The following is a 23,690-nucleotide window of genomic DNA, read 5'->3' on the forward strand; positions in this document are numbered from 1 at the left end:
AAGGGAACGCGAGATGACTGATCAGACACCACCTCCCCCACCGCCGCCCGCCGCTCCGAACGGGAGCTACGGTGTGCCCGTGGGCGGCTACCAGGCTCCGGCCGGCGGGTATCAGGTACCGGTCGGCTATCAGGTGCCGGCCTATCAGACGCCGCAGGCGGATCTGCCCCGATCACGCGCGCTCGGCGCGATCTCGCTGATCCTCGCGCTCGTCGCGGCGATCGTCGTGCCCGTGGTCGGAGGCGTCTTCGCGTACCAGATCGGCGCCCTGCTGCCCACGACCGAGATCGACGTCACCTCGTCGTTCAACGACGACCTGGCCATGCTCTCGCCCGCCCGCATGCAGGTGCTCTGGGCCGAGATCACGTTCTGGACCGGAACGGTGCTCGGCGTGCTCGCCCTCGTGCTCGGCATCATGTCCGTCGCCAAGCGACAGGGGCGCGGTGCGGGAATCACGGCGATCGTGCTCGCAGCGCTGGGGCCCGTGCTGTTCGTGATCGCGATCACGCTGATGCTGGGCATCGGCGCGGCTGTCGGAGCCGCTTCCCTGTAGCCGAAGTCGCGCGTCAGCCGCGCGAGTGGTGCTTCTGCTGCGCCGCGACCAGTCCCTCGTCCACGAGCTGCTCGACCGCGTCGGCCGCGTCGGAGAGGAACATGGGCAAGGACTTCTGCTCGACCGATCCGAACGGCGCGAGCACCCAGTCGGCCGGATCCTGACGCCCCGGAGGACGCCCGATGCCGGCCCGCACGCGCAGGAAGTCGGCGGTGCCGAGGGCGCGCGCGATGTCGCGGACGCCGTTGTGGCCGCCGTGCCCGCCGCCCGCTTTCATCCGGATGCTGTCGAACGGGATGTCCAGCTCGTCGTGGACGACGACGACGTTCTCGGCCGGCACGGAGTAGAAGCGCGCCAGCGCGGCCACCGGAGCGCCGGAGACGTTCATGAACGAGTTCGGCTTCGCGAGCACGAGCTTCTCGCCACCGGGACGCAGCCACGTCTCGACGACCCTGGCGCCGGCCTTGTGCTCGCGAAAGCGCTCACCGCGCCGGTCGGCGAGCTCGTCCAGCACCATCTGCCCGATGTTGTGCCGGGTGGGCGCATATCGGGGCCCCGGGTTGCCGAGGCCGACGATGAGCCAGGTCGATGCCATGCTCTGATCCTCTCAGGGACGCCCGCAGGCGCGGGCCGGATATGACGAAGGGGACGCGATCAGCTCGCGTCCCCTTCGCCGACATCATCGGCGGATCACTCCGCGGCGGCCTCCGCTGCCTCAACCGGTGCGGGCTCGGCTGCGGCCTCTTCGTTCTCCTCGGCGACCTCAGCGGCCGGGATCGAGACCGCGACGAGCAGGACGTCCGGCTCGTCGAGCAGCGTGGCGCCCTTGGGGAGCGTCACGTCGCCGGCGGTGATGTGAGCGCCCTCTTCGAGACCCTCGACGCTGACCTCGACGTGCTGCGGGATGTGCGTGGCCTCGACCTCGAGCTTGATCGTCGCGAGGTCGACGGTCACGATGGTGCCCGAGAAGGACTCACCGGTGACGACGATCGGGACCTCGACGGTGACCTTCTCGCCCTTCTTCACGACGAGCAGGTCGATGTGCTCGATGATCTGGCGCACGGGGTCCTTCTGGACGTCCTTCACCAGCGTGAGCTGCGACTTGCCCTCGATGTCGAGCTCAAGCAGCGCGTTGGCGCGGCGGATGATCAGCGAGACCTGGTGGCCGGGCAGTGCGACGTGCACCGGCTCGGTGCCGTGGCCGTAGACCACTGCGGGGATCTTGCCCTCTGCGCGCAGACGGCGGGCGAAGCCCTTGCCGAAGTTGGTGCGGAGGTCGGCGTGGACCTTGTTGTCGTCGGACATGAGTGGTTCTCCTTCAGACGCGCGGGATGGGCCGCGCGGTGGTCGTGGGGGCTCGCGCCTCGGCTGCGGACGCGAGGAGGCGAAGCCGCGATCATCTGACCGTTGAAGTCCACATGACACCGGGCTCACGTCACCGCGTCGATCACGGATGCCTGCGCACGCGCGAAGCATCCCTCGCCGAGGAACTCCTCCATCGTACCCGAAACGTCGATATGCTGTTGCCATGCTTGATGCCGCCTTCCTCTCCCACGCGATCCTCTGGCTGATCGGCGCAATGACGCTCGGCGCCATCGTCAGCACCATCGGCGCCCTGTACGCGATGGGCCGCTCGGGTTACCGCAAGGACTGAATGCGTCACATGAGCGGAGCGCTCGGCGCGTGACGGTACGCTGAACACGTCCCGCACGCTGCCCTCGAGGAGTTCTTCTGTGTCCGTAGCATCTGCCAACATCGGAGTCGTCGGCCTGGCCGTGATGGGTTCGAATCTCGCTCGCAACCTCGCCTCTCGTGAGGGCAATACGGTGGCCGTGCTGAACCGGTCGCGGACGAAGACGGATGAGCTGGTGGCGGCGCACCCCGAGGCGGGGTTCGTGCCGGCGTTCTCGTATGAGGAGTTCGCCGCGTCGCTGCAGAAGCCGCGCACGGCGATCATCATGGTCAAGGCCGGTGGCCCCACGGATGCGGTCATCGATGAGCTGGTGCGGGTTTTCGAGCCGGGTGACATCATCGTCGACGGCGGCAACGCGTACTTCCCGGACACGATCCGTCGGGAGAAGGCGGTGCGCGAGACGGGCATCAACTTCGTCGGCGCGGGGATCTCCGGCGGTGAGGAGGGCGCCCTGCTCGGGCCCTCGATCATGCCGGGCGGATCGGCGGAGTCGTGGGTGACGCTGGGTCCGATCCTGACGTCGATCGCGGCGGTCGCGGAGGGCGAGGCGTGTGTGACGCACATCGGCGCGGACGGTGCCGGGCACTTCGTGAAGATGGTGCACAACGGCATCGAGTACGCCGACATGCAGCTGATCGCCGAGGCGTACGACCTGATCCGTCGCGGCACCGGCAAAACCCCCGCACAGATCGCGGACATCTTCGCCGACTGGAACACAGGCGAGCTGGAGTCGTACCTGATCGAGATCACCGCCGAGGTCCTCCGCCAGGTCGATGCGGAAACCGGACAGCCTTTGGTGGATGTGATCGTGGACCAGGCCGGCGCGAAGGGCACCGGAGCATGGACCGTGCAGACCGCCCTGGCACTCGGGGTGCCGGTCTCCGGGATCGCGGAAGCCACCTTCGCCCGCTCACTGTCCTCCCACCCCGAACAGCGCACCGCCGCCGCACACCTGCCCGGCCCGCAGGACGCGTTCACCGTCCCGGCCGAGGAGGTCGACGCGTTCATCGAGGACGTCCGCCTGGCCCTGTACGCGTCGAAGATCGTCGCCTACAGCCAGGGCTTCGACGAGATCCGCGCCGGCGCTGTCGAGTACGACTGGGACATCGACCTCGCCGCCGTCAGCAAGATCTGGCGCGGCGGGTGCATCATCCGCGCCCAGTTCCTCAACCGCATCGCCGACGCCTACACCACCACCCCCGACCTGCCCGTGCTGCTGGCCGCCCCGTACTTCGCCGAGGCCCTCACTCGCGGACAGGCCGCCTGGCGGCGCGTGGTCATCGCCGCCGCACAATCCGGCATCCCCGCCCCCGCCTTCTCCTCCTCCCTGTCCTACTACGACGGCATCCGCGCCGACCGCCTCCCCGCCGCCCTCGTCCAAGGCCAACGCGACTTCTTCGGCGCCCACACCTACCGCCGGGTCGACAAACCAGGCACCTTCCACACCCTCTGGTCCGGCGACCGCACCGAAATCGAAGCCGAAGACACCCACTGACCTAGAACCAACGGATCCCTGAGCCTGCTGCTCGTACTGAGCGAGCGCAGCGAGTCGAAGTGAACGCATAACGAGTTCTCAGTGAGCCTCCAGCGGCTTCCATAGATTTCGCATAGCAAGTTCGTCAGAATGGATGCATGAGCACCGAGCATCCGGAACTGCGCCGCGCTGACGGCGAACCTCTGCGCATCCTCGCGGTGGACGATGAGCCGATGCTCACCGATCTGCTCGCGATGGCCCTCCGCATGGAGGGCTGGGAGGTGCGCACCGCGGCATCCGGCCTGGAGGCGCTGACGGTCGCGCGCGAGTTCGAACCGGACGCCCTGGTGCTGGACGTGATGATGCCCGACCTCGACGGGATGAGCGTGCTGCGCCGTCTTCGCGAATCGGGCAATCTCGTCCCCGTCGTGTTCCTTACGGCGAAGGATGCGGTCGCCGACCGCATCGCCGGGCTCACCGCCGGCGGCGACGACTACGTGACCAAGCCGTTCAGCCTCGAAGAGGTGATCGCGCGCCTTCGCGCCGTGATCCGCCGCTCAGGCCAGAGCCGCACCGAGCACGAGCAGGCGATCCTGCGGGTCGCGGACCTCTCGCTCAACGAGGACAGCCACGAGGTGCTCCGCGGCGACGACGAGATCGAATTGACCGCGACGGAGTTCGAGCTGCTGCGCTTCCTGATGCGCAACGAGCGCCGCGTGCTGTCGAAAGCGCAGATCCTCGACCGGGTGTGGAGCTACGACTTCGGCGGCAAGTCCTCGGTCGTCGAGCTGTACATCTCTTACCTGCGCAAGAAGATCGACGCCGGCCGCACTCCCCTGCTGCACACCGTGCGCGGTGTCGGCTACATGATCAAGGCACCGCAGTAGGCACAGTCATGCTCGCGCCTCCGCTGAGCCTGCAGGCCCGGCTGATGGCCGCGGTGATCGGGTTCGTCTCCCTCATCCTGGTGATCGTCGCGATCATCACCAGTGCGACGCTCGGCAACACCCTCGAGGTCCGTCTGCAGGAGCAGGTCGACGGCGCGGCCTCCCAGACGGTTCCGCTCGTGACCGAACGAGCCCAGACTGCGGCTATGCACGGGCAGACGCTCACCGTCGACTACGTCATGGAAGGCCAGCACGTCCAGGGCAACAGTCTTCTTGTGATGGTGGTGCCGCCGGGCACCGCGCCATCGGGTTCGATCGTCACGCCGGATCAGTCCACGCCGCTGACCGCGCAGGACATGCTGATCCTGACGTCGGCGCTGCAGAACTCTCGCAACGCGACCGTGACGGTGCCCGACTTCGGCTCGTACCGCGTCACCGTCGACCAGACGCGCAACGGCGTCGTCGTGATCACCGGCCTCTCGCGCGCCGAGGTGCAGCACACGATGACATCGCTGTTCACCACGATCGCGCTGGCGACGCTCGGCGGCCTCATCCTGCTGGCACTCACCACGGCGCTGACGATCAGCATGAGCCTTCGCCCGCTGCGCGCGGTCGCGGCCACCGCGACCCGCGTGGCGAGCCAGCCCCTCGACCGCGGCGAGGTGACGATCACCGAGCGCGTGCCCGACTACGAGGCCGACCCGCGCACCGAGGTCGGCCGGGTCGGGGTCGCGTTGAACACGCTGCTCGACCATGTCGACTCGTCGCTCGCCGCCCGGCAGCGCAACGAGGACCAGATGCGCCGCTTCGTGGCGGATGCCAGTCATGAGCTGCGCACCCCCCTGGCATCCATCCGCGGCTACTCCGAGCTGTCGCTGCGGGCACTCGGTCAGGGGCACGGCGACGAGGCGCTGCAGCACACCACCTCCGCGCTGGAGCGCATCCAGGCGCAGTCGCTGCGGATGACCAGGCTCGTCGAGGATCTGCTGCTGCTCGCGCGGCTGGATGAGGGCACCGAGCTCGTACACGGCACCGTCGATCTCTCCCAGCTCGCCGTCGAGGCTCTCGCCGACGCGCAGCCGACCGGCGCCGATCATGTCTGGGAGCTGGAGGCCCCCGGAGAGCCGGTGACGGTGCCCGGCGACACCGGCCGACTCCACCAGGTGCTGGCCAACCTGCTCGCCAACGCGCGCACGCACACGCCCGCCGGCACGACGATCACGCTCACCGTGGCTCCCGTCGAAGGGGGCGCCGAGCTGCGCGTGCACGACGACGGCCCGGGTATCGACCCCCAGATGCGCGACGAGCTGTTCGCCCGTTTCGCCCGCGGCGATGTCTCACGCGCTCGACAGTCCGGCGGAACCGGCCTCGGTCTCGCCATCGCGAAGGCGATCGTCGAGGGCCACGGCGGCAGGATCTCGGTCACGAGCGAGCCCGGCGACACCACGTTCACGGTGCACCTGCCCGCGGGCCCGGCCAATCCTCCCCGTCAGACGGCGCAGCAGCCCGCTCAATAGCCGGCGAAGGCGTCCGTGGTGAGGCCGCGCGCCTTCTGCAGCGCAGGTGCCAGATCTGCGATCAGCCGCGGCGGACCCGAGATGAACGCGTGGCGCAGCGCGATGTCGGGAACGACCCTCTCGAGGCCCTCGGCATCCAGCCGCACGCCCTGCGCCCAGCTCCAGTGCGCCGGCAGATCGGCGGGCCGGTCGCGGACGAACACGACGGTGCGCGCGCCCGTCGCCTCGAGCTCGGCGCGGAAGGCCAGCTCGGCGGACTCGGATGCCACATAGATCAGCACCACGTCACGGTCGACGCCAGTGGCCTGCAGCTGGCGCAGCTGCGAGACGAACGGCGTCACTCCGATGCCGGCGGCGACCATCAGCACCGGCGCGGTGCCGCGCGGCAGCACGAAGTCACCCCAGGTCCCGGTGACACCGAGAACGGCGCCGGGCTCCGCGGCCTTGAGCGCGCGCTTGTAGCTGGACGGATGCTTCTGATCGCCGTCCTTGTATGCCAGGCGCAGCGTCGGAAGGTCGGCGGGAGCGGAGACGATGCTGAACTCGCGCCGCGTGCCACGGGCGTCCGGATTGCGGTGCGGCACCTCCAGCTCGAGGTACTGTCCGGCCACGAACGACAGCCGCCCGCGCGTGCGGAAGGTGAGCTCCTGCGCGGTGGGTGTCACGAACTCGCGCTTCGTGAGGATCAGTCGCGCCGAACCGCGCACCGCGAAGGCGAACGCCAGCAGGTTGCCGATCAGCAGCGCACGCTCCTGACCCAGAGTGAAAGCGCCGCCGATGATGATCGGCCATCCGGCCAGCACGCCCACCAGTGCGGCGACGCTGAACTGCTGCCAGCGGCGCGGCGGCATCGTCAGAGGCTCGGACAGCATGAACGCACCGAGGAAGAGGTACGGGCTCTGCGTGATGGCGAGCGCTGCGGCATCCGACACGGTGAACGCGAGACCGGCCGCCTCGGCCTGCACCGCCTGGCGCACCACCGAGACCCCGACCGCGACGAGCAGGAATACCAGGACGATCCGCACCTTCTCGGTGCGCCACAGCACGATCAGCCCGAGCAGTGCCACCGGCAGCGTCAGTGCGGGCGTGCCGACCCACCAGGACGAGAACGAGCCGAGCCCGAGCACCGTGACGACGGCCGCGCCGAATGCGGCCGGGTTCAGGATGTGACGTCCTCGCCACGCGATCAGGTACTTCGACGCGGCGGCGAGTGCACCGGCGACGGCGTTGCCGGCCAGCCCCTGGACGGTGAGTGACGGGGCCATCACGAACAAGAGGATGAGGGCGGTCACCAGCGAGGACTCGATGCGCCACGGCAGACGCAGCAGCCTCTGGGCGAGTGCGTCGACGGCGGAGACGACAGCGCCCAGCACGGCGAAGGATGCGAGGATCTCGGCGGCCGTCGGGCCGATGAGCCCGGTGAAGGACAGTACGACCGCGATCACCGCCAGGGCGACCAGGGCGAAGAACACGAGCCGGTACATCGACAGGGCTCCGAGCACGGCGAGCACGCGCTGCCGCAGGGCCGTGAAAGTGGTGATCACGCTACTACTCTTCCGTATTCTCGGTGCGTCGGGCGTGAGACGCCCATTTCGTCAGGCGGTGAACAGCTCCCCGGCGAACCCGGCCGAGCGCTCCACGCGCCCGTCGGTGGTCATCCGCACCCAGTCGACACCCCAGCGGGCGGCGAGTTCGGCGCCCCCGTCGAAGAACAGCGCAGTGGCGGCGGCGTCCGCGTGCATCGCGTCCGACGCGAGTGCCCACGTCGCCGCCCAGGTGCGCACCGGATGTCCCGTGCGCGCGTCCAGCACGTGGTGCAGGCCGTCGCCCCAGGCACGTCGGTTGATGGCCGAGGCGCACAGCGCGCGATCGGTCACCGCCACGACTCCGATGGCGGATGCCGGATCGTACGGGTGTTCCAGCGCGACGCGCGCTGTTCCGCCGCTCACGCGCAGATCTCCGCCGGCATCGACGATCACGCGTCCGGGCACATCCGCCAGCTGCGCTGCGACGAGGTCGGCCAGGCGCCCCTTGCCGAGCGCTCCGACATCGATCACGGCGCGACCAGTGAGGCTGAGCGTCGTTGCGCTCCACGTCAGCATCCGCTCCCACTCCGCCGGCGAGACCTGGGCCGGTGAGGCCTCCGCGGGTGATACCCGGACCGGTGAACTCTGGGCCGGCCCCGCCGAGAGGGTGTACGCGGGGTCGTAGCCGAGCGATTCCAGCGCGGCGCCGACCAGCGGGTTCACCGCGCCGCTCGTAGCCTGGCTGAGCTCACGGTACGTCTCCAGCATCAGGACGGCATCGGCCGGGGCATCCGCCGTGCCGCCGTCGCGCAGCGACGAGACGACCGAGTCCGCACGGAACCTCGACCAGGCGGCGTCGAAGCGCGCGACCACGTCCCCCACTGCGTCGTGGTGTCGCTCGGGCAGCGCCGACTCGGTCTCGATCTCCCAGCGCGTGCCGATCGCGTCGAAGCGCCAGATCATGAGGAAAGTCCCGAGCTCACGACGTCCGGCTGCTAATCGGCGGCCTCAGCGAGCGTGGCCTCATCCTTGATCCGCACGACGGCCTGATCGAAGCCTCCGCTGGTCAGCGAGGAGCCGGCCACGCGATCGACGTCGAGCTCGTCGAGGCTCTTGCCGACGACGTGCTCGTCGATGCCCGAGATGAACTGCCCCTGGTAGCGGGTCGACTCCGGTGCGATCGGATCGCCGACGATCTCGACATCTGTGACGATGTCGTCCTTCAGCGTGAGGGTCACCGAGATCGTCTCAACCGTCTCGGGGGTCTGATACGAGCCGTCTGCGGTGTAGGTGCCATCCGCGTACGGGGCGGTCGCGTCCGTCTCGGTCGGATTCGGATCGGCCTTGTCGACACCCGCCGAGCCGGAGCATCCGGCGAGAAGCAGGGCTCCGGCGACGCCGAGCAGAGCGGATCCGGTCCGAGCAGCGGGGTGGGCGTTCATGCTCACAGCATCCGGTATGCGGCTATGAGCGGTTCTCAGGCGTCGCCGCCGAACATGCTCGTGACCGAGCCGTCCTCGAAGACCTGCTTGATCGCCGTCGCCAGCAGCGGTGCGATCGGCAGGATCGTGAGCCCGTCCCAGCGACGCGACTCGGTCAGCGGGACGGTATCGGTGATCACGACCTGATCGATCGATGCGTCCTGCAGACGCTCGGATGCCGGGTCGCTGAAGATCGCGTGGGTAGCGGCGACGATCACCTTGCGGGCGCCGTTCGCCTTTAGCGCCTGCGCGGCCTTCACGATCGTGCCGCCGGTGTCGATCATGTCGTCGACGAGCAGGCAGGTGCGACCGTCCACGGCGCCGACGATCTCATGCACCGAGACCTGGTTGGCGACCTTCGGGTCGCGGCGCTTGTGAATGATCGCCAAGGGTGCTCCCAGGCTGTCGGACCAGGTGTCCGCGACGCGGACGCGACCCATGTCCGGCGAGACGATGGTGAGCGTCTCGCGGTCTTCGGCGGTCAGCGTGCTCTCGAAGTGCTCGAGCAGCACGGGCTTGGCGAACAGGTGGTCGACGGGGCCGTCGAAGAAGCCCTGGATCTGCGCGGCGTGCAGGTCGACGCTCATGACGCGGTCCGCGCCGGCGATCTTCAGCATGTCGGCGACCAGTCGGGCCGAGATCGGCTCGCGACCGCGGCCCTTCTTGTCCTGCCGGGAGTACGGGTAGTACGGCGCGACGACGGTGACTCGCTTCGCGGAGGCGCGCTTGGCGGCGTCCAGCATGATCAGCGTCTCCATGAGCCACTCGTTCACCGGCTCACCGAACGACTGCACGATGAAGAGGTCGCAGCCGCGGATCGAGACCTCGAAGCGGGCGTAGATCTCACCGGATGCGAAGGTGCGGTGCTCGACCGGAGCCACCTCCTGCCCGAGCGCCGCGGCGACCGCGGCGGTCAGCTCTGGGTGCGAGCGTCCGCCGGCGACGACGAGGCGCTTCTTGGTCTTCGCGATCAGGCCGGGGGCGACCCCGTTCTCACGATCCAGCGCGACCTTCTTCTTCTTCTTGTGCCCCATGCGAACTCCGCCTATTCCGCTGATCGTTCCCGGGCAGCCGCGTCGGCCGCGCCCGTGCCTGCTCTGTTCTTCTCGACCCACCCGACGATGTTCCGCTGGGGGGCGACGCTCATGGCCAGGGCGCCTGCGGGGACGTCCTTGCGGACGACGGCGCCTGCACCGGTCTTCGCACCGGCTCCCAGCTTAACGGGAGCGACGAGCACGGTGTGCGAGCCGGTGTGCACCTCGTCGCCGATCTCGGTGCGGTGCTTGTTCACATCGTCGTAGTTCGCTGTGATCGTGCTGGCGCCGAGGTTGACGCCGCGTCCGATGGTGGCATCCCCCACGTACGACAGGTGCGGGACCTTGCTGCCCTCGCCGATCTGCGCGTTCTTCGTCTCGACGTACGCGCCGATCTTGCCGCCCGCGCCGAGGACGGTGCCGGGGCGCAGGAACGAGAACGGGCCGACGGTGGCGCCTCGGCCGATGACGGCCAGGTTGGCATCAGTGCGGCGCACGACGGCGTCCTCGCCGACCTCGCAGTCGACCAGCGTCGTGTCGGGGCCGATGGTGGCGCCGGCGGCGATCACCGTGGCGCGCAGGATCTGCGTGTTCGGCAGGATGGTCACGTCGGGCGCGAGCTTCGCGTCGTCGTCGATCCAGGTGGTGGCGGGGTCGATGATCGTCACGCCCTCGCGCTGCCAGTGGCGCACGATGCGCTGATTGAGCACGCGGCCGGCCTCGGCGAGCTGGGCGCGGTCGTTGATGCCGAAGGTCGATGCCACGTCACGGGTGATCTCGGCGGCGACGGTCTCGGCGGCGCCGCGCAGCAGCCCGATCACGTCGGTGAGGTACATCTCGCCCTGGGCGTTGTCCTGATCGACCTTCGCGAGGTAGGTGCGAAGCGTCGGCGCGCGGAACACGTAGACGCCGGCGTTGATCTCGGTGATCGCCGCCTCGTCGGCGCTGGCGTCCTTCTGCTCGACGATGCGCTCGACGACGCCGTCCGCACCGCGGATCACGCGTCCGTAGCCGGTGGGGTCGTCGAGGTGGGCGCTGAGCAGCGTGGCCGCGGCGGAGGCCGCGCGGTGCCCGGCGATCAGCGCCTCGAGGGTGTCGGTCTCCAGCAGCGGCACGTCGCCGGAGAGCACCAGCACGTCGCCGTCGAAGTCTGCGGGCAGCGCGTCGAGGGCGACCTGCACGGCACGGCCGGTTCCGGGGATCTCGTCCTGGTCGACGATCACGGCATCCGGGTACTGATCGGCCAGGGCTGCGACGACCTTGTCCCGCTCGTGGCGCACGACGACCTCAACGTGGTCGGCTCCGAGAGCATGGGCGGTGGTGAGCACGTGTCCGACCAGCGGTCGACCGCCGATCTCATGCAGCACCTTCGGCAGCCGGGACTTCATGCGGGTGCCCTGGCCCGCGGCGAGGACGATGATGGCGAGTGGATTCTGCGACATGCTCCGCCGCCAGGACTCGAACCTGGACCTAACAGCTCCAAAGGCTGTCGTGCTGCCATTACACTACGGCGGACCACGGCCTCAGCAGGTCTGAGCGCATTCGGCCGCGTGACAAGTCTGCCACGTCCGGGCGAGCGTCCCCTGCGGGCGATAATGGAGGGATGAGCGAGGTGGATGAGGTCGATCGCATCGTCGGCGCCTGGAACACCCAGCGACCCGACCTGGACTTCTCGCCGCTCGAAGTGCTCTCGCGGATGGATCGCCTCTCGCGCCACCTCGACCGGGCCCGCCGCGAGGTGTTCCACCGCAGCGACATCGAGCCGTGGGAGTGGGACGTGCTCTCGGCGCTGCGGCGCGCGGGCTCTCCGTTCCAGCTGAGCCCGAAGCAGCTGCTGCAGCAGACGCTCGTCTCCAGCGGCACCATGACCAACCGGATCGACCGGCTCGTGGGTCGCCGATTCGTGCGCCGCGAGGCGGACCCGGTCGACGGCCGCAGCATCCTGGTCATCCTCACCGACGACGGGAAGGTGCGGGTGGATGCCGCTATCACCCGTCTGGTGGATGCCGAGGCCGAGCTGCTGCGCGCCCTCCCCCGCGCCGACCGCGAACGACTCGCCGGGCTGCTGCGCAAGCTCAGTCTGAGTTTCGACTCGTGACGCTCCTCGATTCGGGCGGCGGCTCCTGATGGCGATGGCATCGCCCCTGCCCGTGCGAGACGGCGTCGGCGCGACCAGGCTGCACCTGCCGATGAGCGGTGAATGGCCGACGGTCGGGGCGTACATGGCCGAGCGATTCTTCCACCTCGATCCGGAGCGGCTGCTGAGGCGGTTCGACCGCGGTGAGATCGTCGCGAGGGACGGCACCGCGCTCACCCGCGAGACGCCGCTGGGCGCCCACGAGTTCGTCTGGTACTACCGCGACCCGCCCGTGGAGCGCGAGATCCCGTTCGAGGTCGAGGTGCTGCACCAGGACCGCGACCTGGTCGTCGCCGACAAGCCGCACTTCCTGCCGACGACCCCCGGCGGCAAGTACCTGCAGAACTCCGCGCTGGTGCGGCTGCGGAACCTCCTCGGCATCCCCGAGCTCACCCCGATCCATCGCCTCGACCGCGCGACGGCAGGGCTGCTGATGTTCTCGACGCGGCCCGAGACGCGCGGCGCCTACCAGCTGCTCTTCCAGGATCGAGAGGTCGAGAAGGTCTACGAGGCCGTCTCGGCGCTCCCGGAAGGCTGGGATGCTGCATCTCCTGCGCTTGCCGGACAGCCGTTCCCGATCGTCTACCGCAACCACATCGAGAAGGCGCGCAGCAGCGTGTGCGTGCGAGTGGATGCCGAGCGCGAGCCGAACTCCGAGACCTTGATCGAGCTGATCGATGCCGACGAGCGCGTGCTGCACACCATGCTCAGGCCACACAGCGGCAAGATGCACCAACTGCGCGTGCACCTCGCGGCTCTCGGCGCAGGCATCCTCAACGACGGCTTCTACCCCGAGCTGCTGCCCGAGGTGCCCGACGACTTCGGCAGGCCGCTGCAGCTGCTCGCCCGCGAACTGCGCTTCATCGATCCGCTCAGCGGTGCACCGCGCGAGTTCGTCACCGCGCGGACACTGCAAGAGGCGCCAGGCGCCCACGGCGGCTGACGAGACTGCCGGTCTCAGCGCAGGCAGGCCCCGGTCGGAACCGGCTCGCTCGCCTCGTCGAGCGTGGCGAGCACGGGCAGCAGCTCAGCGTTGGTCATGGCATACCCGACGTCCTTGTTCGTCTCGCCGCGGGCGAAGACCACCCCGGCGGCCTCCCCCGCCGTGGTCAGCAGCGGGCCGCCGGAGTTGCCGGGATGCACCTCGGCGCCCAGGGTGTAGACCGAACGCTCGGTGGTGCCGGTGCCGTAGATGTCGTCGATCGGGATGCTGCCCGCGGCGATGACGCCGGCAGGCACCGTGCGGAACGGACCGCCGTACGGGTATCCCTGCACGACGGCCTCGTCTCCGGGGCCCAGCGCGTCGGCGAGCGGCAGCGGCGACGCCGCGACATCAGCGGCGATCACGGCGATGTCGTCGACAGGGTCGAAGTAGACCACGTGTCCGTCACGCGCCGGCTCGCCCGGCAGTTCCACCACCGGCACATCGACGCCGGCGACGACATGGGCGTTGGTCACGATGAGGTCGACACCGGCGACGAAACCCGAACCGCTGGGCATCGTGGCGCAGGCGGGCGCGACGCCAGAGATCCGCGCGACTGACGATGCGGTTGCGGCGAGCGCGGGATCGTCGACGTCGATTCGGCCCGGGTCGGGCGCGATCGCCAGGTCGCCCTCGTCGAGCAGTCCATCGATCGTCGGCAGTGTGGTGTCGCCGAGCACGGCCGCGTGCAGCCGCGCCATGGTCTCGGCCAGCATCGGGGGCGTGTGCCGGTCAATGTCGCGCAGCACCTGGGAGGAGGCGACGGATGCCGAGACGACAGGGATTCCGGCCGTGGCCAGTGCCGCGCCGGTGAGGGCGAGCGTCATCGCGCCGGCCACCAGACCGAGTGCTCCGCCGAGAGCGCGCTCGATCACGCGCAGCCTCAGCCGGTCGGCCCCTGAACGCAGCATCGCCCCGATGCCCGATCCGAGACTCGCACCCGCCGCCAGCAGCACGATTGCGCTGCCGACAACACTGAGAGCATGCCAGTCACCGGCCGCCGTCATCCCCGACACCCACGGCAGCACCCACGTGGCAGCCAGGCCTCCGGCCACCAGCCCGCACAGCATCCCGAGCACGGCGAACACGCCCATGCGCAACCCGGCCAGCAGTGCCGCGATCACGAGCGCGACGATCACCACATCGACCACGGGCGGCATCCGGCCTCCTCGCTCCAGCGGGCGCGCATCTGCGCGCCCCGGTCAGATTACGGGCTCCGGCTGTGCGTGTTCCGAACGGGGATCTGGGGTTGTTCGGGTCGTTTCGTCGCTGACGGGGAGCCGAATGCCGGTTCTCAGCGGCTGAGGCAGACATCTGGCTCCCCGCGACGAGCACCTGAGCGTCACCGGCGCATGATCACGCGGGCCAGCTTCGTGCCCAGCAGCTGCACGAGATGCACGAACACGACGATCAGGACGATCGCCGCCCACATCACAACCGGTTCGAACTTGCGGAAGCCGTAGATCTGCGCGAACGCACCGAGACCTCCGCCGCCGATGAGCCCTGCCATGGCGGTCATGTCGATCAGCGCCACGACGATGAAGGTGTAGCCGAGGATCAGCGGGCCGAGCGATTCGGGAATCGCGACGGTGAACAGGATGCGCCACGGCCCCGCGCCCATCGACCGAGCCGCCTCGACGACACCGGGCGAGACCGAGACGAGGTGCTGCTCGACGATGCGGCCGATCGCGAAGGCCGCCGCGATGCCGATGGCGAAGGCTCCCGCGGTGGTGCCGATGCCGATGCCGATCACGGCACGGGTCACCGGCTGCAGCACAGCGATGAAGATGACGAACGGGATCGGTCGGAAGAAGTTCACCAGCAGCTCGAGGATGCCGTTGAGCAGCCGGTTCTGCATCAGCCCACCGGGACGGGTGACGTACAGGCCGATGCCGATCAGCGTGCCGAGGATGCCGGCCAGGACGAGCGCGTACGTCGTCATGTAGAGCGTCTCGAGCGCAGCATCCCAGAACTCGGGCCACAGTTCGTTGAGGCGATCCATCAGGCGGCCCCTTCCGCGGTGATTTCGGTGACCGTCGCATGTTCGCGGATCTTCTCCAGGGTCGCGTCGACCGTGGCATCCGATCCCCTGATCGCCAGGGTGAGGTGACCGAACGCGCGACCGCGGATGTCGTTGATGCCGCCGTAGACGAGCTCGAAGCCGAGGCCCGCTTCCGCGAGGTCGACGAACACCTGCGCCTGAGAGGAATCGCCGTCACGGAACGAGAACGTCACCAGGCGCCCCTCGTGGCGCGCGCGCAGCGACGCGCTCTCGGCGGGCGATGGGATGCCCTTGACGACGGTTCCCACGAAGCGCTGGGAGGCCGGGTTCTGTGGGTCGGAGAAGACTTCGAACACGTCACCCTGTTCGATCACGCGACCGTTCTCCATGACGGCGACCTTGGTGGCGATGGACTGGATGACATCCATCTCATGCGTGATGACGACGATCGTGACGCCCTGCTCGTCGTTGACGCGCTTGAGCAACGCGAGCACTTCGTGCGTCGTCTGCGGATCCAGAGCACTGGTCGCCTCATCGGCCAGCAAGATCGCGGGCCTCGTGGCAAGCGCGCGTGCGATGCCGACGCGCTGCTTCTGCCCTCCGGAGAGCTGTTCGGGGTGGGCCTTCGCCTTGTCGGCGAGCCCGACGAAGCGCAGCAGTTCGTCGACTCGCTCGTCGATGTCGCTCTTCGACCAGCCGGCGAGCTTCAGCGGGTAGGCGATGTTCGCCTTCACGGTCTTCGATGAGAACAGGTTGAACTGCTGGAAGATCATGCCGATGCCGCCGCGCACCCGACGCAGCTCGCGCTCGCTCAGCGCGGTGATGTCGACGCCGTCGACATGGATCGTGCCACTGGTGGTGGGCTCCAGCGCGTTGATCAGCCGCACGAGCGTCGACTTGCCAGCGCCGGAGTAGCCGATGATGCCGAAGATCTCACCCTGCTCGATGTCGAGCGTCACGCCGTCGACCGCGGTCACGGGCTGTGCGCCCTTGACCGCGGCCGGGTAGGTCTTCGTGACGTCGACCAGACTCACGATGGCCATGGATGTCAGCCCTGTGCCTCGGTGTCCTTCTCGACCTTGGCCAGCGACTCCTCGAGATCGGCGACCGGTGTCTGCAGCGGGACGATGGTGTTGCCGGATGCCTCGAGCAGACCTGCCTGAACCGCCTCGTCGGTCTGGAAGATCTCGACGAGCTTCAGGTACGTCTCGTCGTCCTTGTCCTCGGCGCGGGCGGCGAAGATGTTCACGTACGGCAGGGCGTTCGCATCGCTCGGGTCGTCCTGGGCGATGGCATCCTCGAACTTCAGTCCCGCCTGCGTGACGAAGTCGTTGTTGATGATGGCCGCAGCGACGTCGGGCAGCGAGTTCGGGATCAGCGCGGCCTCGAGCGCGATGACCTCGACCTTGGACTTGTCCTTGTCGATGTCGGCCAGGTCGGAGAAGATCGTGCCACCGCTGGTGAGCTCGATGAGCCCGGCGGACTGCAGCACGAGCAGGGCGCGCGCCTGGTTCGAGGCGTCGTCCGGAACGGCGACCTTCTCGCCCTTCTTGATGTCCTTGACGTCGTCGACCTTCTGCGAGTACAAGCCGAGCGGGTAGATGCCGGTCGAGCCGATCGGCGTGAGGTCCTCGCCCGAGGCGACGTTGTAGCCGGCCAGGTACACGATGTGCTGGAACTGGTTCAGATCGAGCTCGCCCTCAGTGAGCGCCGGGTTCGGCTGCTCGTAGGAGCCGAAATCGACCAGTTCGACCTCGATGCCCTCTGCGGCTGCGGCCTCGACGAACGCGGGCCACTGGGGATCGCTCTTGCCGACGACGCCGATGCGGACGGTCTCGCCACCGGACGGTGCGCTGTCACCGCCGTCGGCGGCGGGAGACGACGCGCATCCGGCGAGGGACGCGATGAGCGCGGCCGCTGCTGCTGCGGCTGCGATGGTGGTGATGCGGCGGGACATTTCGGGTGCTTCCTCTCGTGGGGACTCAGAAACCGTACGTTCCGTCCGCGCGCCCGCCGTAATCGGCACGTCACATTACGTCACAGCGAAGCCTGCGCCAGTAGTGTTCGCCCCCGATGCTCTTGGCCGTTGGTGCGCTTCATCGGGGGCGAATCGCGGACACCCGCGTCAGCCGATCTGCTCGGTCAGCTCGAACCAGCGCAGCTCGAGCTCTTCGACCTCATCCTGCTGAGCCTGAATCGCCTGCATCTTCTCGCCGAGAGCGGCGTAGTCGGACTGATCGTGCTCGGCGAGCGCATGCTTCGCCTTGTCGATCTTCTCGTTCAGCTTCTGCATCTTGCGCTCCAGCGCCGCGAGCTCTTTCTGTGCCGCTCGGAGTTCGGCTCCGGAGAGCGTAGGTCCGGTCTGTGAGCCCGTTTCGTCTCGCTTCGCTCGCTCAACGACCGGGGAGGCCGCGCGCAGTCGCAGGTACTCGTCGATGCCGCCGGGCAGGTGGCGCAGCCGGCCCACGCCGTCCGGCCCCGGCATGACGGCGTACTGCTGATCGGTGACCCGCTCGAGGAAGTACCGGTCGTGGCTGACGACGAGCAGCGTGCCCGGCCACGAGTCGAGAAGATCCTCGATCGCGGCGAGCATGTCGGTGTCCACGTCGTTGGTGGGCTCATCGAGGATGAGCACGTTCGGCTGATCGAGCAGCACCAGCAGCAGCTGCAGGCGCCGCTGCTGACCGCCGGAGAGATCCTTCACCGGCGTGGAAAGCTGCGCGGAGGTGAAGCCGAGCCGTTCGAGGAGCTGCCCCGGCGTGAGGTCCTGCGCCTTGGACCCCGCACCGAACGTGTACGAGGTGCGCAGGCCGTTGATGACCGTGCGCACCGGATCCTTCCAGTGCTTCTCGAGCTCGTCGATGCGCTGGGTGAGGGTGCGCACCTGCACGGTCTTGCCGCGTTTGACCCGCCCGCTCGTGGGCTCGACGGTACCGGCGACGAGGCCGAGCAGCGTCGACTTTCCGGCGCCGTTGACACCGAGGATGCCTGTGCGCTCCCCCGGCGCGATGCGCCACTCGACGTCCTTGAGCACGTGACGCGCCTGCCCTGAGCTCGCCGCGGGGTACGTCACGCCGGCATCCAGCAGGTCCACGACGTCCTTGCCGAGCCGCGCGACGGCGAGGGACTGCAGTGAGACGGTGTCGCGGATCTCGGGCACGTCGGCGATCAGCGCGTTGGCGGCGTCGATCCGGAACTTCGGCTTGCTGGTGCGCGCCGGTGCACCACGGCGCAGCCATGCGAGCTCCTTGCGGGCGAGGTTCTGCCGCTTCGCCTCAGTGGCCGCGGCCATCCGATCGCGCTCGACGCGCTGCAGGATGTATGCCGCATACCCGCCTTCGAAGGGCTCGACGATCCGGTCGTGCACCTCCCAGGTGGCGGTGCAGATCTCGTCGAGGAACCATCGGTCGTGGGTGACGACCATCAGTGCCCCGGCGCTGGGAGCCCAGCGGGTCTTCAGGTGGCCGGCCAGCCACGTGATCGCCTCGACGTCGAGGTGGTTGGTGGGCTCGTCCAGGGCGATGATGTCCCAGTCGCCGGCCAGCAGCTTCGCGAGCGACACGCGGCGGCGCTGCCCGCCGCTGAGGGAGGCCACCGGGGCGTCCCACGGCAGGTCGCCGACGAGACCGGCGATGACGTCGCGGATCTTCGCGTCGCCCGCCCACTCGTGCTCCGGGGTGTCGCCGACGACGGCGCCGCCCACCGTCAGCGTGTCGTCGAGGGTGTCGGCCTGATCGAGAACGCCGATGGTCGTGCCGCCGCGGACCGTCACGCGACCGGCATCCGGCTCCTTGCGGCCGGCGAGCATCGCGAGCAGGCTGGACTTGCCGTCGCCGTTGCGTCCGACGATGCCGATCCGATCACCCTCCTCGATGCCGACTGTGACGGAATCGAAGACGATCTTCGTGGGGTATTCGAGGTGGAGCCCTTCGGCCCCGAGCAGATGTGCCATGTCCTACCCAGGCTATCCGGTGGGGCTGAGCGTGACGCTGGGCGTGACCGGGCGACCGGTCAGCGGATGCGGCCGCGTCGGCGCACCACACTCTGCAGGGTGTCGCGCACCGGTGCGCCGAGGAACAGCCCCAGTGAAGCGCCGGATGCCAGTGCGAGGCCGATCGCCCCGGCCTGGAACAGGTCAGCGAAGCCGAGGATGAGACCGGTCGCATCGTCCTCAGCCTCGACGATCCCCAGCAGCCCGCGGTAGACGACCGAACCCGGCACCATCGGCACGATCGCAGCGGTGGTCACGGCGATCGACGGCACGTGCAGCCGGTGCGCGACCAGCGTCCCGATGAAGCTCGCGATCAGGGCGCCGACGGCGCTGGCCAGGGGCACGCCGATGCCGCCTGCGACAGCGGCACTGAAGCCGCCCCAGGCGATGCTGCCCAGCAGAGCGGACACCAGGATCGTGCGTCCCGCGGCTCCGTTCCAGACGGCGACCGTGACGGCGATCAGCACGACCCCCGCGATCTGCATCGCCACCGGCCCCAGCGTGGGAGGATCCGTCGAGAGCGGGATGCCGACCCCGAGCCGCTGCGCCAGAGACACGCCGCCGACGATGCCGATGACGACGCCGAGCGTGAGCAGCGCGAGATCGAGGATGCGCCCGCCCGCGGTCAGCGCGAAACCGTCGATCGCATCCTGGGCGGCGGCCACCACCGACATCCCGGCGAGCATGAGCACGATGCCCGCTGCGACGATGATGCCGGGACTCGCGTCCTCGAACGCCGGCACGCCGTTCGCCCGCAGAGCGTTGGCCGCCGCGGCGAACGCGGTGACCACCAGGGCGCCGGCTGCCTGTGAGAAGAAGAACGGCACATGCATCCGCGCCATCCATCGCTGCGCCAGCGCGGCACCGCACGCGGCCAGCAGCGCGACCAGAGTCGTCAGCCACGACGCGCCGTAGAGCAGACAGACGCCGGCGGCGAGCAGCCCCTGAGCGATGACGATGACGGCTGGACGATACCGGAACGGCGTTCGCCGGATGGTGTGGAACCGGATGCGCGCCTCGTCAAGCGCCAGCCCCGACTCGATCTCCACCACCAGCGCCTGCAGTTCCTGCAGCTTCGCGTGGTCAGGCACGGGGGCCCGCACGACCCGGATCAGCGTGAACGGCAGATCGGACTCACCGCCGTGATACGAGACAGCGATCGCGTTGAAGGTGATGTCGACGTGCACAGGCCGGATGCCCAGCGCAGCCGTGACCCGCGTCACCGTGAGCGCGACCTCGTTCGCGGCGGCGCCGACCGCGATGAGCGCCTCGGCGATCCGCATCGCCAGCTCGATCACCCGGCGGGCGTACATCTCGTCTACGGAGAGGATCGCCTGCGTCTCGGGACGTGAGGCCGCATCGACGTGGATCGCGTGCGCGAGACGCATGCGCCAGTTCTTCGCTGCGGCCATCACCCCATCCTCACAGGCTGATCACCCGCGGCTCAACCCAGCACCTGCGCACCCGCCACCGGTCCGTGCACATGCAGTGCCGTGCGGCCGGTCGCCTGCAGCTCCTGCTGCACGGTGCGGGCGATCTCCGAGTCGGCGCACAACAGCGCGACTGTCGGACCGGAGCCGGAGACGATTCCGGCCAGGGCGCCGAAGCGCAGGCCGTCGGCGAGTGCACGCTCGAGATCGGGTCGACCGTCGACGGCCGCCCGCTCGAGGTCGTTGAACATCACCGGTGCCAGAGCCATGGCATCCCCCGCGCGCAGCGCCTGCAGCACCGCAACAGGGACATCCAGGGAGAGCGGCGGGTCATCCGCGAGCGCTTCGCCGTGAGCGCGCAGCGCGTCGAGACGTCCATAGATCTCGGGCGTCGACAGTCCCTGCGCACTGGTGACCAGCACCCAGTCGAATCGTCCGCGGGCGAGCGCAGGGGTCAGCTCATCACCGCGTCCGGCTCCGATCGCCGTGCCGCCGTGCAGCGCGAACGGCACATCGGCGCCCAGTCGCGCGGCCAGCTCGTGCAGCCGATGCGGTCCCAGCTCGGTGCCCCAGAGCGCGTCGCACGCCACGAGTGCCGCCGCGGCATCCGCGGATCCGCCGCCCATACCCCCGGCGACCGGCACGCCCTTGCGGATCACCAGGTGCACGCCGGCCGTGACGCCGGCCGTCTGCGCGAGCAGCTTGGCTGCGCGCATGGCGAGGTTGCGGTCATCGACCGGCACATCCGCGACGTCCACGTCGCCGTAGACCTCCAGCGTGAACTCGTTCGAGGGATGCGCGTAGACGTCCTCGTACAGCGAGACCGCCTGGAACACGGTGGCCAGCGCGTGGTAGCCGTCATCGTGCTGCGACCCGACCCCCAGATAGACGTTGATCTTGCCGGGGGCGCGCACGTGCACGGCATCCGATCTGTGCGCCATGCTCATACTCTGTGCTCGTACTCTCGGAGGTGCGGATCAGAGATCCGACGAGACGGCCCACAGGTTCACGTCGATGCCGTGCGAAAGCGCGTCGATCGCAGTGAGCTCCTCATCGGTGAAGTCCGGTCCGTTCACGGCGGCGATGTTCTCATCGAGCTGCTCCGGACGCGAGGCTCCGATCAGTGCCGAGGCGACGACCGGGTCGCGCAGCGTCCACTGCAATGCCATCTGCGCGAGCGTCTGACCGCGCTCCGCGGCGATGTCGTTCAGCCCGCGCAGCACGGCAAGGCCCTCCTCCGACAGGGGCTTGTCCGGCAGCGAGCCGCGCTTCTGCGCACGCTCGGCGGTGCCGTCGGCAAGGTACTTGTCGGTCAGCAGGCCCTGGGCGAGCGGTGTGAACGCGATCGCTCCGACGCCCTCCGTGCGCAGCGCGTCGGTGAGGCCGTCCTCGACCCAGCGGTTCAGGATCGAGTACGACGGCTGGTGGATCACCAGCGGCGTGCCCAGATCGCGTGCGACCGCCAGGGCGGCCTCGGTGCGCTCGGCGCTGTAAGAGGAGATGCCGACGTACAGTGCCTTGCCCTGACGCACGAGCGTGTCGAGCGCGCCGATGGTCTCCTCGACCGGGGTCACGGGGTCCACGCGGTGCGAGTAGAAGATGTCGACGTAGTCCAGGCCCATGCGCGTGAGCGACTGCTCGGCGCTGGCGAGGATGTACTTGCGGCTGCCGAGGTCGCCGTACGGGCCGGGCCACATGTCCCATCCGGCCTTCGACGAGATGATCAGCTCATCGCGGTACGGCGCGAAGTCCTCGGCGAAGATGCGCCCGAAGTTCTTCTCGGCCGAGCCGTAGGGCGGGCCGTAGTTGTTCGCCAGGTCGAAGTGCGTGATGCCGCTGTCGAACGCGTGGCGCAGCAGGGTGCGCTGGTTGTCGAGCGGGATGTTGTCGCCGAAGTTCCACCACAGACCGAGCGAGATCGGCGGCAGATACAGCCCCGATGAACCGACCTGGCGGTACTCGAAGCGCTGGTAGCGATCTGCGGCCGCGACGTACGGGCGGTGGATCTCGGGGACAGCGGGCTGAAAGCGAGGTTCGGTCACGGTGCCAGAGTATCCGCATCGGGCGACACCGGCGACGCGGGCGCGGGCGCGACCAGGGCTATGCGGTGGTAATCGTCGACCGTCAGGTCCTCGCCGCGCGCTGTCGGTGCGACGCCGGCGGATTCGAGCACGGCGGATGCCGCGGCCGAGCCTCCGAAGATGCTCGACAGCGCCTGCCGAAGCATCTTGCGGCGCTGGTTGAACGCAGCATCCACGATCTGGAACGTGCGCCGGCGCTCGTCCTCGCTGCCGCGCGGCTCTGCGTCACGGACGAAGCCGACCAGCAGGCTGTCGACGTTCGGCACCGGCCAGAACACCTGGCGCGACACCGTGCCGCGCAGCTGCCACGGTCCGTACCAGGCGGCCTTGACGCTCGGTGTGCCGTAGATCTTCGACCCGGGCTTCGCAGCCAGCCGCTCGGCGACCTCGGCCTGCACCATCACGACGCCGCGCTGCAGAGTGGGGAACGTCTCGAGGAAGTGCAGCAGCACCGGCACCGAGACGTTGTACGGCAGATTCGCGACGAGGATGGTCGGATCGCCCGGCAGCTCGGAGATCTGCATCGCGTCGGCATCCACCACAGTCAGCGCGCCATCGGCCACGCCGCGCTCGGCGGCCGTCTGCGGCAGCCTCTCGGCGAGGCGGTGATCGATCTCGACGGCGGTGACAGATGCCCCGGCCTCGAGAATGGCGAGGGTGAGCGAGCCGAGCCCGGGGCCGATCTCGACGACTCGCTCCCCCGGCTGCACGCCCGCCGCGTGCACGATCTTGCGCACCGTGTTCGCGTCGACGACGAAGTTCTGCCCCAGCTTCTTGGTGGGGGTGACGTCGAGCTCGGCGGCGAGTCGGCGGATCTCGGTGGCGCCGAGCAGTGAGACGGTCATGATCACATTGTTCCGCATGTGGGACCCTGACCCTAAGATCGACCGGGTGACCGCACT

Annotated in this window: 23 protein-coding genes and 1 tRNA gene; 7 read left to right on the plus strand and 17 right to left on the minus strand. The window is 69.0% G+C overall.

The features are described from left to right. The first annotated feature begins 13 nt into the window (after positions 1-13). Positions 14-553: a hypothetical protein gene (locus ACQUSX_RS14790; RefSeq protein WP_428907739.1), complete on the plus strand. Its 540-nt coding sequence runs from the start codon at positions 14-16 to the stop codon at positions 551-553. 13 nt (positions 554-566) lie between these two features. Here ACQUSX_RS14790 and pth read toward each other — a convergent pair whose 3' ends face one another. Further along, complete coding sequence (gene pth, locus ACQUSX_RS14795) at positions 567-1,148, minus strand: aminoacyl-tRNA hydrolase (RefSeq protein WP_428907738.1); 582 nt, start codon at positions 1,146-1,148, stop codon at positions 567-569. 95 nt (positions 1,149-1,243) lie between these two features. Beyond that, complete coding sequence (locus ACQUSX_RS14800) at positions 1,244-1,858, minus strand: 50S ribosomal protein L25/general stress protein Ctc (protein WP_428907737.1); 615 nt, start codon at positions 1,856-1,858, stop codon at positions 1,244-1,246. Positions 1,859-2,081: 223 nt separating this feature from the next. Here ACQUSX_RS14800 and ACQUSX_RS14805 point away from each other — a divergent pair, with 223 nt between their 5' ends. The 4 genes from ACQUSX_RS14805 to ACQUSX_RS14820 all read left to right on the plus strand — a co-directional run bounded on the left by ACQUSX_RS14805 (position 2,082) and on the right by ACQUSX_RS14820 (position 6,124). Then, the gene (locus tag ACQUSX_RS14805; RefSeq protein WP_428907736.1) at positions 2,082-2,207 is read left to right on the plus strand and encodes a hypothetical protein; all 126 of its coding nucleotides are present in this window, start codon (positions 2,082-2,084) and stop codon (positions 2,205-2,207) included. Between the two features lie 79 nt (positions 2,208-2,286). After that, the gene (gene gndA / locus ACQUSX_RS14810) at positions 2,287-3,741 is read left to right on the plus strand and encodes an NADP-dependent phosphogluconate dehydrogenase (protein ID WP_428907735.1); all 1,455 of its coding nucleotides are present in this window, start codon (positions 2,287-2,289) and stop codon (positions 3,739-3,741) included. Between the two features lie 137 nt (positions 3,742-3,878). Continuing rightward, positions 3,879-4,607, plus strand: a complete 729-nt coding sequence (locus tag ACQUSX_RS14815; protein WP_428907734.1) for a response regulator transcription factor — start codon at positions 3,879-3,881, stop codon at positions 4,605-4,607. Between the two features lie 8 nt (positions 4,608-4,615). Continuing rightward, positions 4,616-6,124: a sensor histidine kinase gene (locus tag ACQUSX_RS14820; RefSeq protein ID WP_428907733.1), complete on the plus strand. Its 1,509-nt coding sequence runs from the start codon at positions 4,616-4,618 to the stop codon at positions 6,122-6,124. Here ACQUSX_RS14820 and ACQUSX_RS14825 read toward each other — a convergent pair. From ACQUSX_RS14825 to ACQUSX_RS14850, 6 genes are all read right to left on the minus strand, one after another. Next, on the minus strand, positions 6,118-7,668 hold the full coding sequence (locus ACQUSX_RS14825) for an FAD-dependent oxidoreductase (protein WP_428907732.1): 1,551 nt from the start codon (positions 7,666-7,668) through the stop codon (positions 6,118-6,120). The genes ACQUSX_RS14820 and ACQUSX_RS14825 overlap by 7 nt on opposite strands. A gap of 51 nt (positions 7,669-7,719) precedes the next feature. After that, positions 7,720-8,613 (minus strand): FAD:protein FMN transferase, encoded by an 894-nt coding sequence (locus tag ACQUSX_RS14830; RefSeq protein ID WP_428907731.1) that lies wholly within the window; start codon positions 8,611-8,613, stop codon positions 7,720-7,722. 32 nt (positions 8,614-8,645) lie between these two features. Then, positions 8,646-9,092, minus strand: coding sequence for an FMN-binding protein (locus ACQUSX_RS14835; protein WP_428907730.1), 447 nt, complete (start codon positions 9,090-9,092; stop codon positions 8,646-8,648). Between the two features lie 35 nt (positions 9,093-9,127). After that, positions 9,128-10,165: a ribose-phosphate diphosphokinase gene (locus ACQUSX_RS14840; RefSeq protein ID WP_428907729.1), complete on the minus strand. Its 1,038-nt coding sequence runs from the start codon at positions 10,163-10,165 to the stop codon at positions 9,128-9,130. Positions 10,166-10,176: 11 nt separating this feature from the next. After that, complete coding sequence (gene glmU / locus ACQUSX_RS14845) at positions 10,177-11,607, minus strand: bifunctional UDP-N-acetylglucosamine diphosphorylase/glucosamine-1-phosphate N-acetyltransferase GlmU (protein WP_428907728.1); 1,431 nt, start codon at positions 11,605-11,607, stop codon at positions 10,177-10,179. 1 nt (position 11,608) lies between these two features. Next, positions 11,609-11,680, minus strand: a tRNA-Gln gene (locus tag ACQUSX_RS14850). 88 nt (positions 11,681-11,768) lie between these two features. On the opposite strand from ACQUSX_RS14850, the gene ACQUSX_RS14855 reads away from it, so the two are divergent. Then, the gene (locus ACQUSX_RS14855; protein ID WP_428907727.1) at positions 11,769-12,263 is read left to right on the plus strand and encodes a MarR family winged helix-turn-helix transcriptional regulator; all 495 of its coding nucleotides are present in this window, start codon (positions 11,769-11,771) and stop codon (positions 12,261-12,263) included. Between the two features lie 34 nt (positions 12,264-12,297). After that, on the plus strand, positions 12,298-13,245 hold the full coding sequence (locus ACQUSX_RS14860) for a pseudouridine synthase (protein WP_428907726.1): 948 nt from the start codon (positions 12,298-12,300) through the stop codon (positions 13,243-13,245). 14 nt (positions 13,246-13,259) lie between these two features. Here the strand turns inward: ACQUSX_RS14860 and ACQUSX_RS14865 are convergent, their stop codons facing one another. From ACQUSX_RS14865 to rsmA, 9 genes are all read right to left on the minus strand, one after another. Then, a complete protein-coding gene (locus tag ACQUSX_RS14865) occupies positions 13,260-14,444 on the minus strand; it encodes a MarP family serine protease (RefSeq protein WP_428907725.1) in 1,185 nt (394 codons plus the stop codon). Positions 14,445-14,626: 182 nt separating this feature from the next. Beyond that, on the minus strand, positions 14,627-15,286 hold the full coding sequence (locus tag ACQUSX_RS14870) for a methionine ABC transporter permease (RefSeq protein WP_428907724.1): 660 nt from the start codon (positions 15,284-15,286) through the stop codon (positions 14,627-14,629). Beyond that, complete coding sequence (locus tag ACQUSX_RS14875; protein WP_428907723.1) at positions 15,286-16,329, minus strand: methionine ABC transporter ATP-binding protein; 1,044 nt, start codon at positions 16,327-16,329, stop codon at positions 15,286-15,288. Before ACQUSX_RS14875 ends, ACQUSX_RS14870 begins: the two co-directional genes overlap by 1 nt. A gap of 5 nt (positions 16,330-16,334) precedes the next feature. Further along, complete coding sequence (locus ACQUSX_RS14880) at positions 16,335-17,243, minus strand: MetQ/NlpA family ABC transporter substrate-binding protein (protein ID WP_428907722.1); 909 nt, start codon at positions 17,241-17,243, stop codon at positions 16,335-16,337. Positions 17,244-17,411: 168 nt separating this feature from the next. Further along, on the minus strand, positions 17,412-19,238 hold the full coding sequence (locus ACQUSX_RS14885) for an ABC-F family ATP-binding cassette domain-containing protein (protein ID WP_428907721.1): 1,827 nt from the start codon (positions 19,236-19,238) through the stop codon (positions 17,412-17,414). A 59-nt stretch (positions 19,239-19,297) separates the two neighbouring features. Then, positions 19,298-20,689, minus strand: a complete 1,392-nt coding sequence (locus ACQUSX_RS14890; RefSeq protein ID WP_428907720.1) for a threonine/serine exporter family protein — start codon at positions 20,687-20,689, stop codon at positions 19,298-19,300. 32 nt (positions 20,690-20,721) lie between these two features. After that, positions 20,722-21,654, minus strand: coding sequence for a 4-(cytidine 5'-diphospho)-2-C-methyl-D-erythritol kinase (locus ACQUSX_RS14895; RefSeq protein ID WP_428907719.1), 933 nt, complete (start codon positions 21,652-21,654; stop codon positions 20,722-20,724). Positions 21,655-21,684: 30 nt separating this feature from the next. Next, positions 21,685-22,749 carry an L-glyceraldehyde 3-phosphate reductase gene (gene mgrA, locus ACQUSX_RS14900; protein WP_428907718.1) on the minus strand — a complete coding sequence of 355 codons (1,065 nt, stop codon included), beginning with the start codon at positions 22,747-22,749 and terminating at the stop codon, positions 21,685-21,687. After that, positions 22,746-23,633 (minus strand): 16S rRNA (adenine(1518)-N(6)/adenine(1519)-N(6))-dimethyltransferase RsmA, encoded by an 888-nt coding sequence (gene rsmA, locus ACQUSX_RS14905; protein ID WP_428907717.1) that lies wholly within the window; start codon positions 23,631-23,633, stop codon positions 22,746-22,748. The genes mgrA and rsmA overlap by 4 nt, the downstream gene beginning before the upstream one ends. Positions 23,634-23,690: the final 57 nt, after the last annotated feature.

It is taken from the genome of Microbacterium alcoholitolerans, from assembly GCF_050408615.1.
In the GTDB taxonomy this organism is placed as follows: Bacteria; Actinomycetota; Actinomycetes; order Actinomycetales; family Microbacteriaceae; genus Microbacterium.

Bases quoted from the DNA above. Each gene is read 5' to 3' on its own strand.
- ACQUSX_RS14790 (WP_428907739.1), top strand. From the start codon at position 14: ATGACTGATCAGACACCACCTCCCCCACCGCCGCCCGCCGCTCCGAAC.
- pth (WP_428907738.1), bottom strand. From the start codon at position 1,148: ATGGCATCGACCTGGCTCATCGTCGGCCTCGGCAACCCGGGGCCCCGA.
- ACQUSX_RS14800 (WP_428907737.1), bottom strand. From the start codon at position 1,858: ATGTCCGACGACAACAAGGTCCACGCCGACCTCCGCACCAACTTCGGC.
- ACQUSX_RS14805 (WP_428907736.1), top strand. From the start codon at position 2,082: ATGCTTGATGCCGCCTTCCTCTCCCACGCGATCCTCTGGCTGATCGGC.
- ACQUSX_RS14815 (WP_428907734.1), top strand. From the start codon at position 3,879: ATGAGCACCGAGCATCCGGAACTGCGCCGCGCTGACGGCGAACCTCTG.
- ACQUSX_RS14820 (WP_428907733.1), top strand. From the start codon at position 4,616: ATGCTCGCGCCTCCGCTGAGCCTGCAGGCCCGGCTGATGGCCGCGGTG.
- ACQUSX_RS14830 (WP_428907731.1), bottom strand. From the start codon at position 8,613: ATGATCTGGCGCTTCGACGCGATCGGCACGCGCTGGGAGATCGAGACC.
- ACQUSX_RS14835 (WP_428907730.1), bottom strand. From the start codon at position 9,092: ATGAACGCCCACCCCGCTGCTCGGACCGGATCCGCTCTGCTCGGCGTC.
- ACQUSX_RS14840 (WP_428907729.1), bottom strand. From the start codon at position 10,165: ATGGGGCACAAGAAGAAGAAGAAGGTCGCGCTGGATCGTGAGAACGGG.
- glmU (WP_428907728.1), bottom strand. From the start codon at position 11,607: ATGTCGCAGAATCCACTCGCCATCATCGTCCTCGCCGCGGGCCAGGGC.
- ACQUSX_RS14855 (WP_428907727.1), top strand. From the start codon at position 11,769: ATGAGCGAGGTGGATGAGGTCGATCGCATCGTCGGCGCCTGGAACACC.
- ACQUSX_RS14860 (WP_428907726.1), top strand. From the start codon at position 12,298: ATGGCATCGCCCCTGCCCGTGCGAGACGGCGTCGGCGCGACCAGGCTG.
- ACQUSX_RS14865 (WP_428907725.1), bottom strand. From the start codon at position 14,444: ATGCCGCCCGTGGTCGATGTGGTGATCGTCGCGCTCGTGATCGCGGCA.
- ACQUSX_RS14870 (WP_428907724.1), bottom strand. From the start codon at position 15,286: ATGGATCGCCTCAACGAACTGTGGCCCGAGTTCTGGGATGCTGCGCTC.
- ACQUSX_RS14875 (WP_428907723.1), bottom strand. From the start codon at position 16,329: ATGGCCATCGTGAGTCTGGTCGACGTCACGAAGACCTACCCGGCCGCG.
- ACQUSX_RS14880 (WP_428907722.1), bottom strand. From the start codon at position 17,243: ATGTCCCGCCGCATCACCACCATCGCAGCCGCAGCAGCAGCGGCCGCG.
- ACQUSX_RS14885 (WP_428907721.1), bottom strand. From the start codon at position 19,238: ATGGCACATCTGCTCGGGGCCGAAGGGCTCCACCTCGAATACCCCACG.
- ACQUSX_RS14890 (WP_428907720.1), bottom strand. From the start codon at position 20,689: ATGGCCGCAGCGAAGAACTGGCGCATGCGTCTCGCGCACGCGATCCAC.
- ACQUSX_RS14895 (WP_428907719.1), bottom strand. From the start codon at position 21,654: ATGAGCATGGCGCACAGATCGGATGCCGTGCACGTGCGCGCCCCCGGC.
- rsmA (WP_428907717.1), bottom strand. From the start codon at position 23,633: ATGACCGTCTCACTGCTCGGCGCCACCGAGATCCGCCGACTCGCCGCC.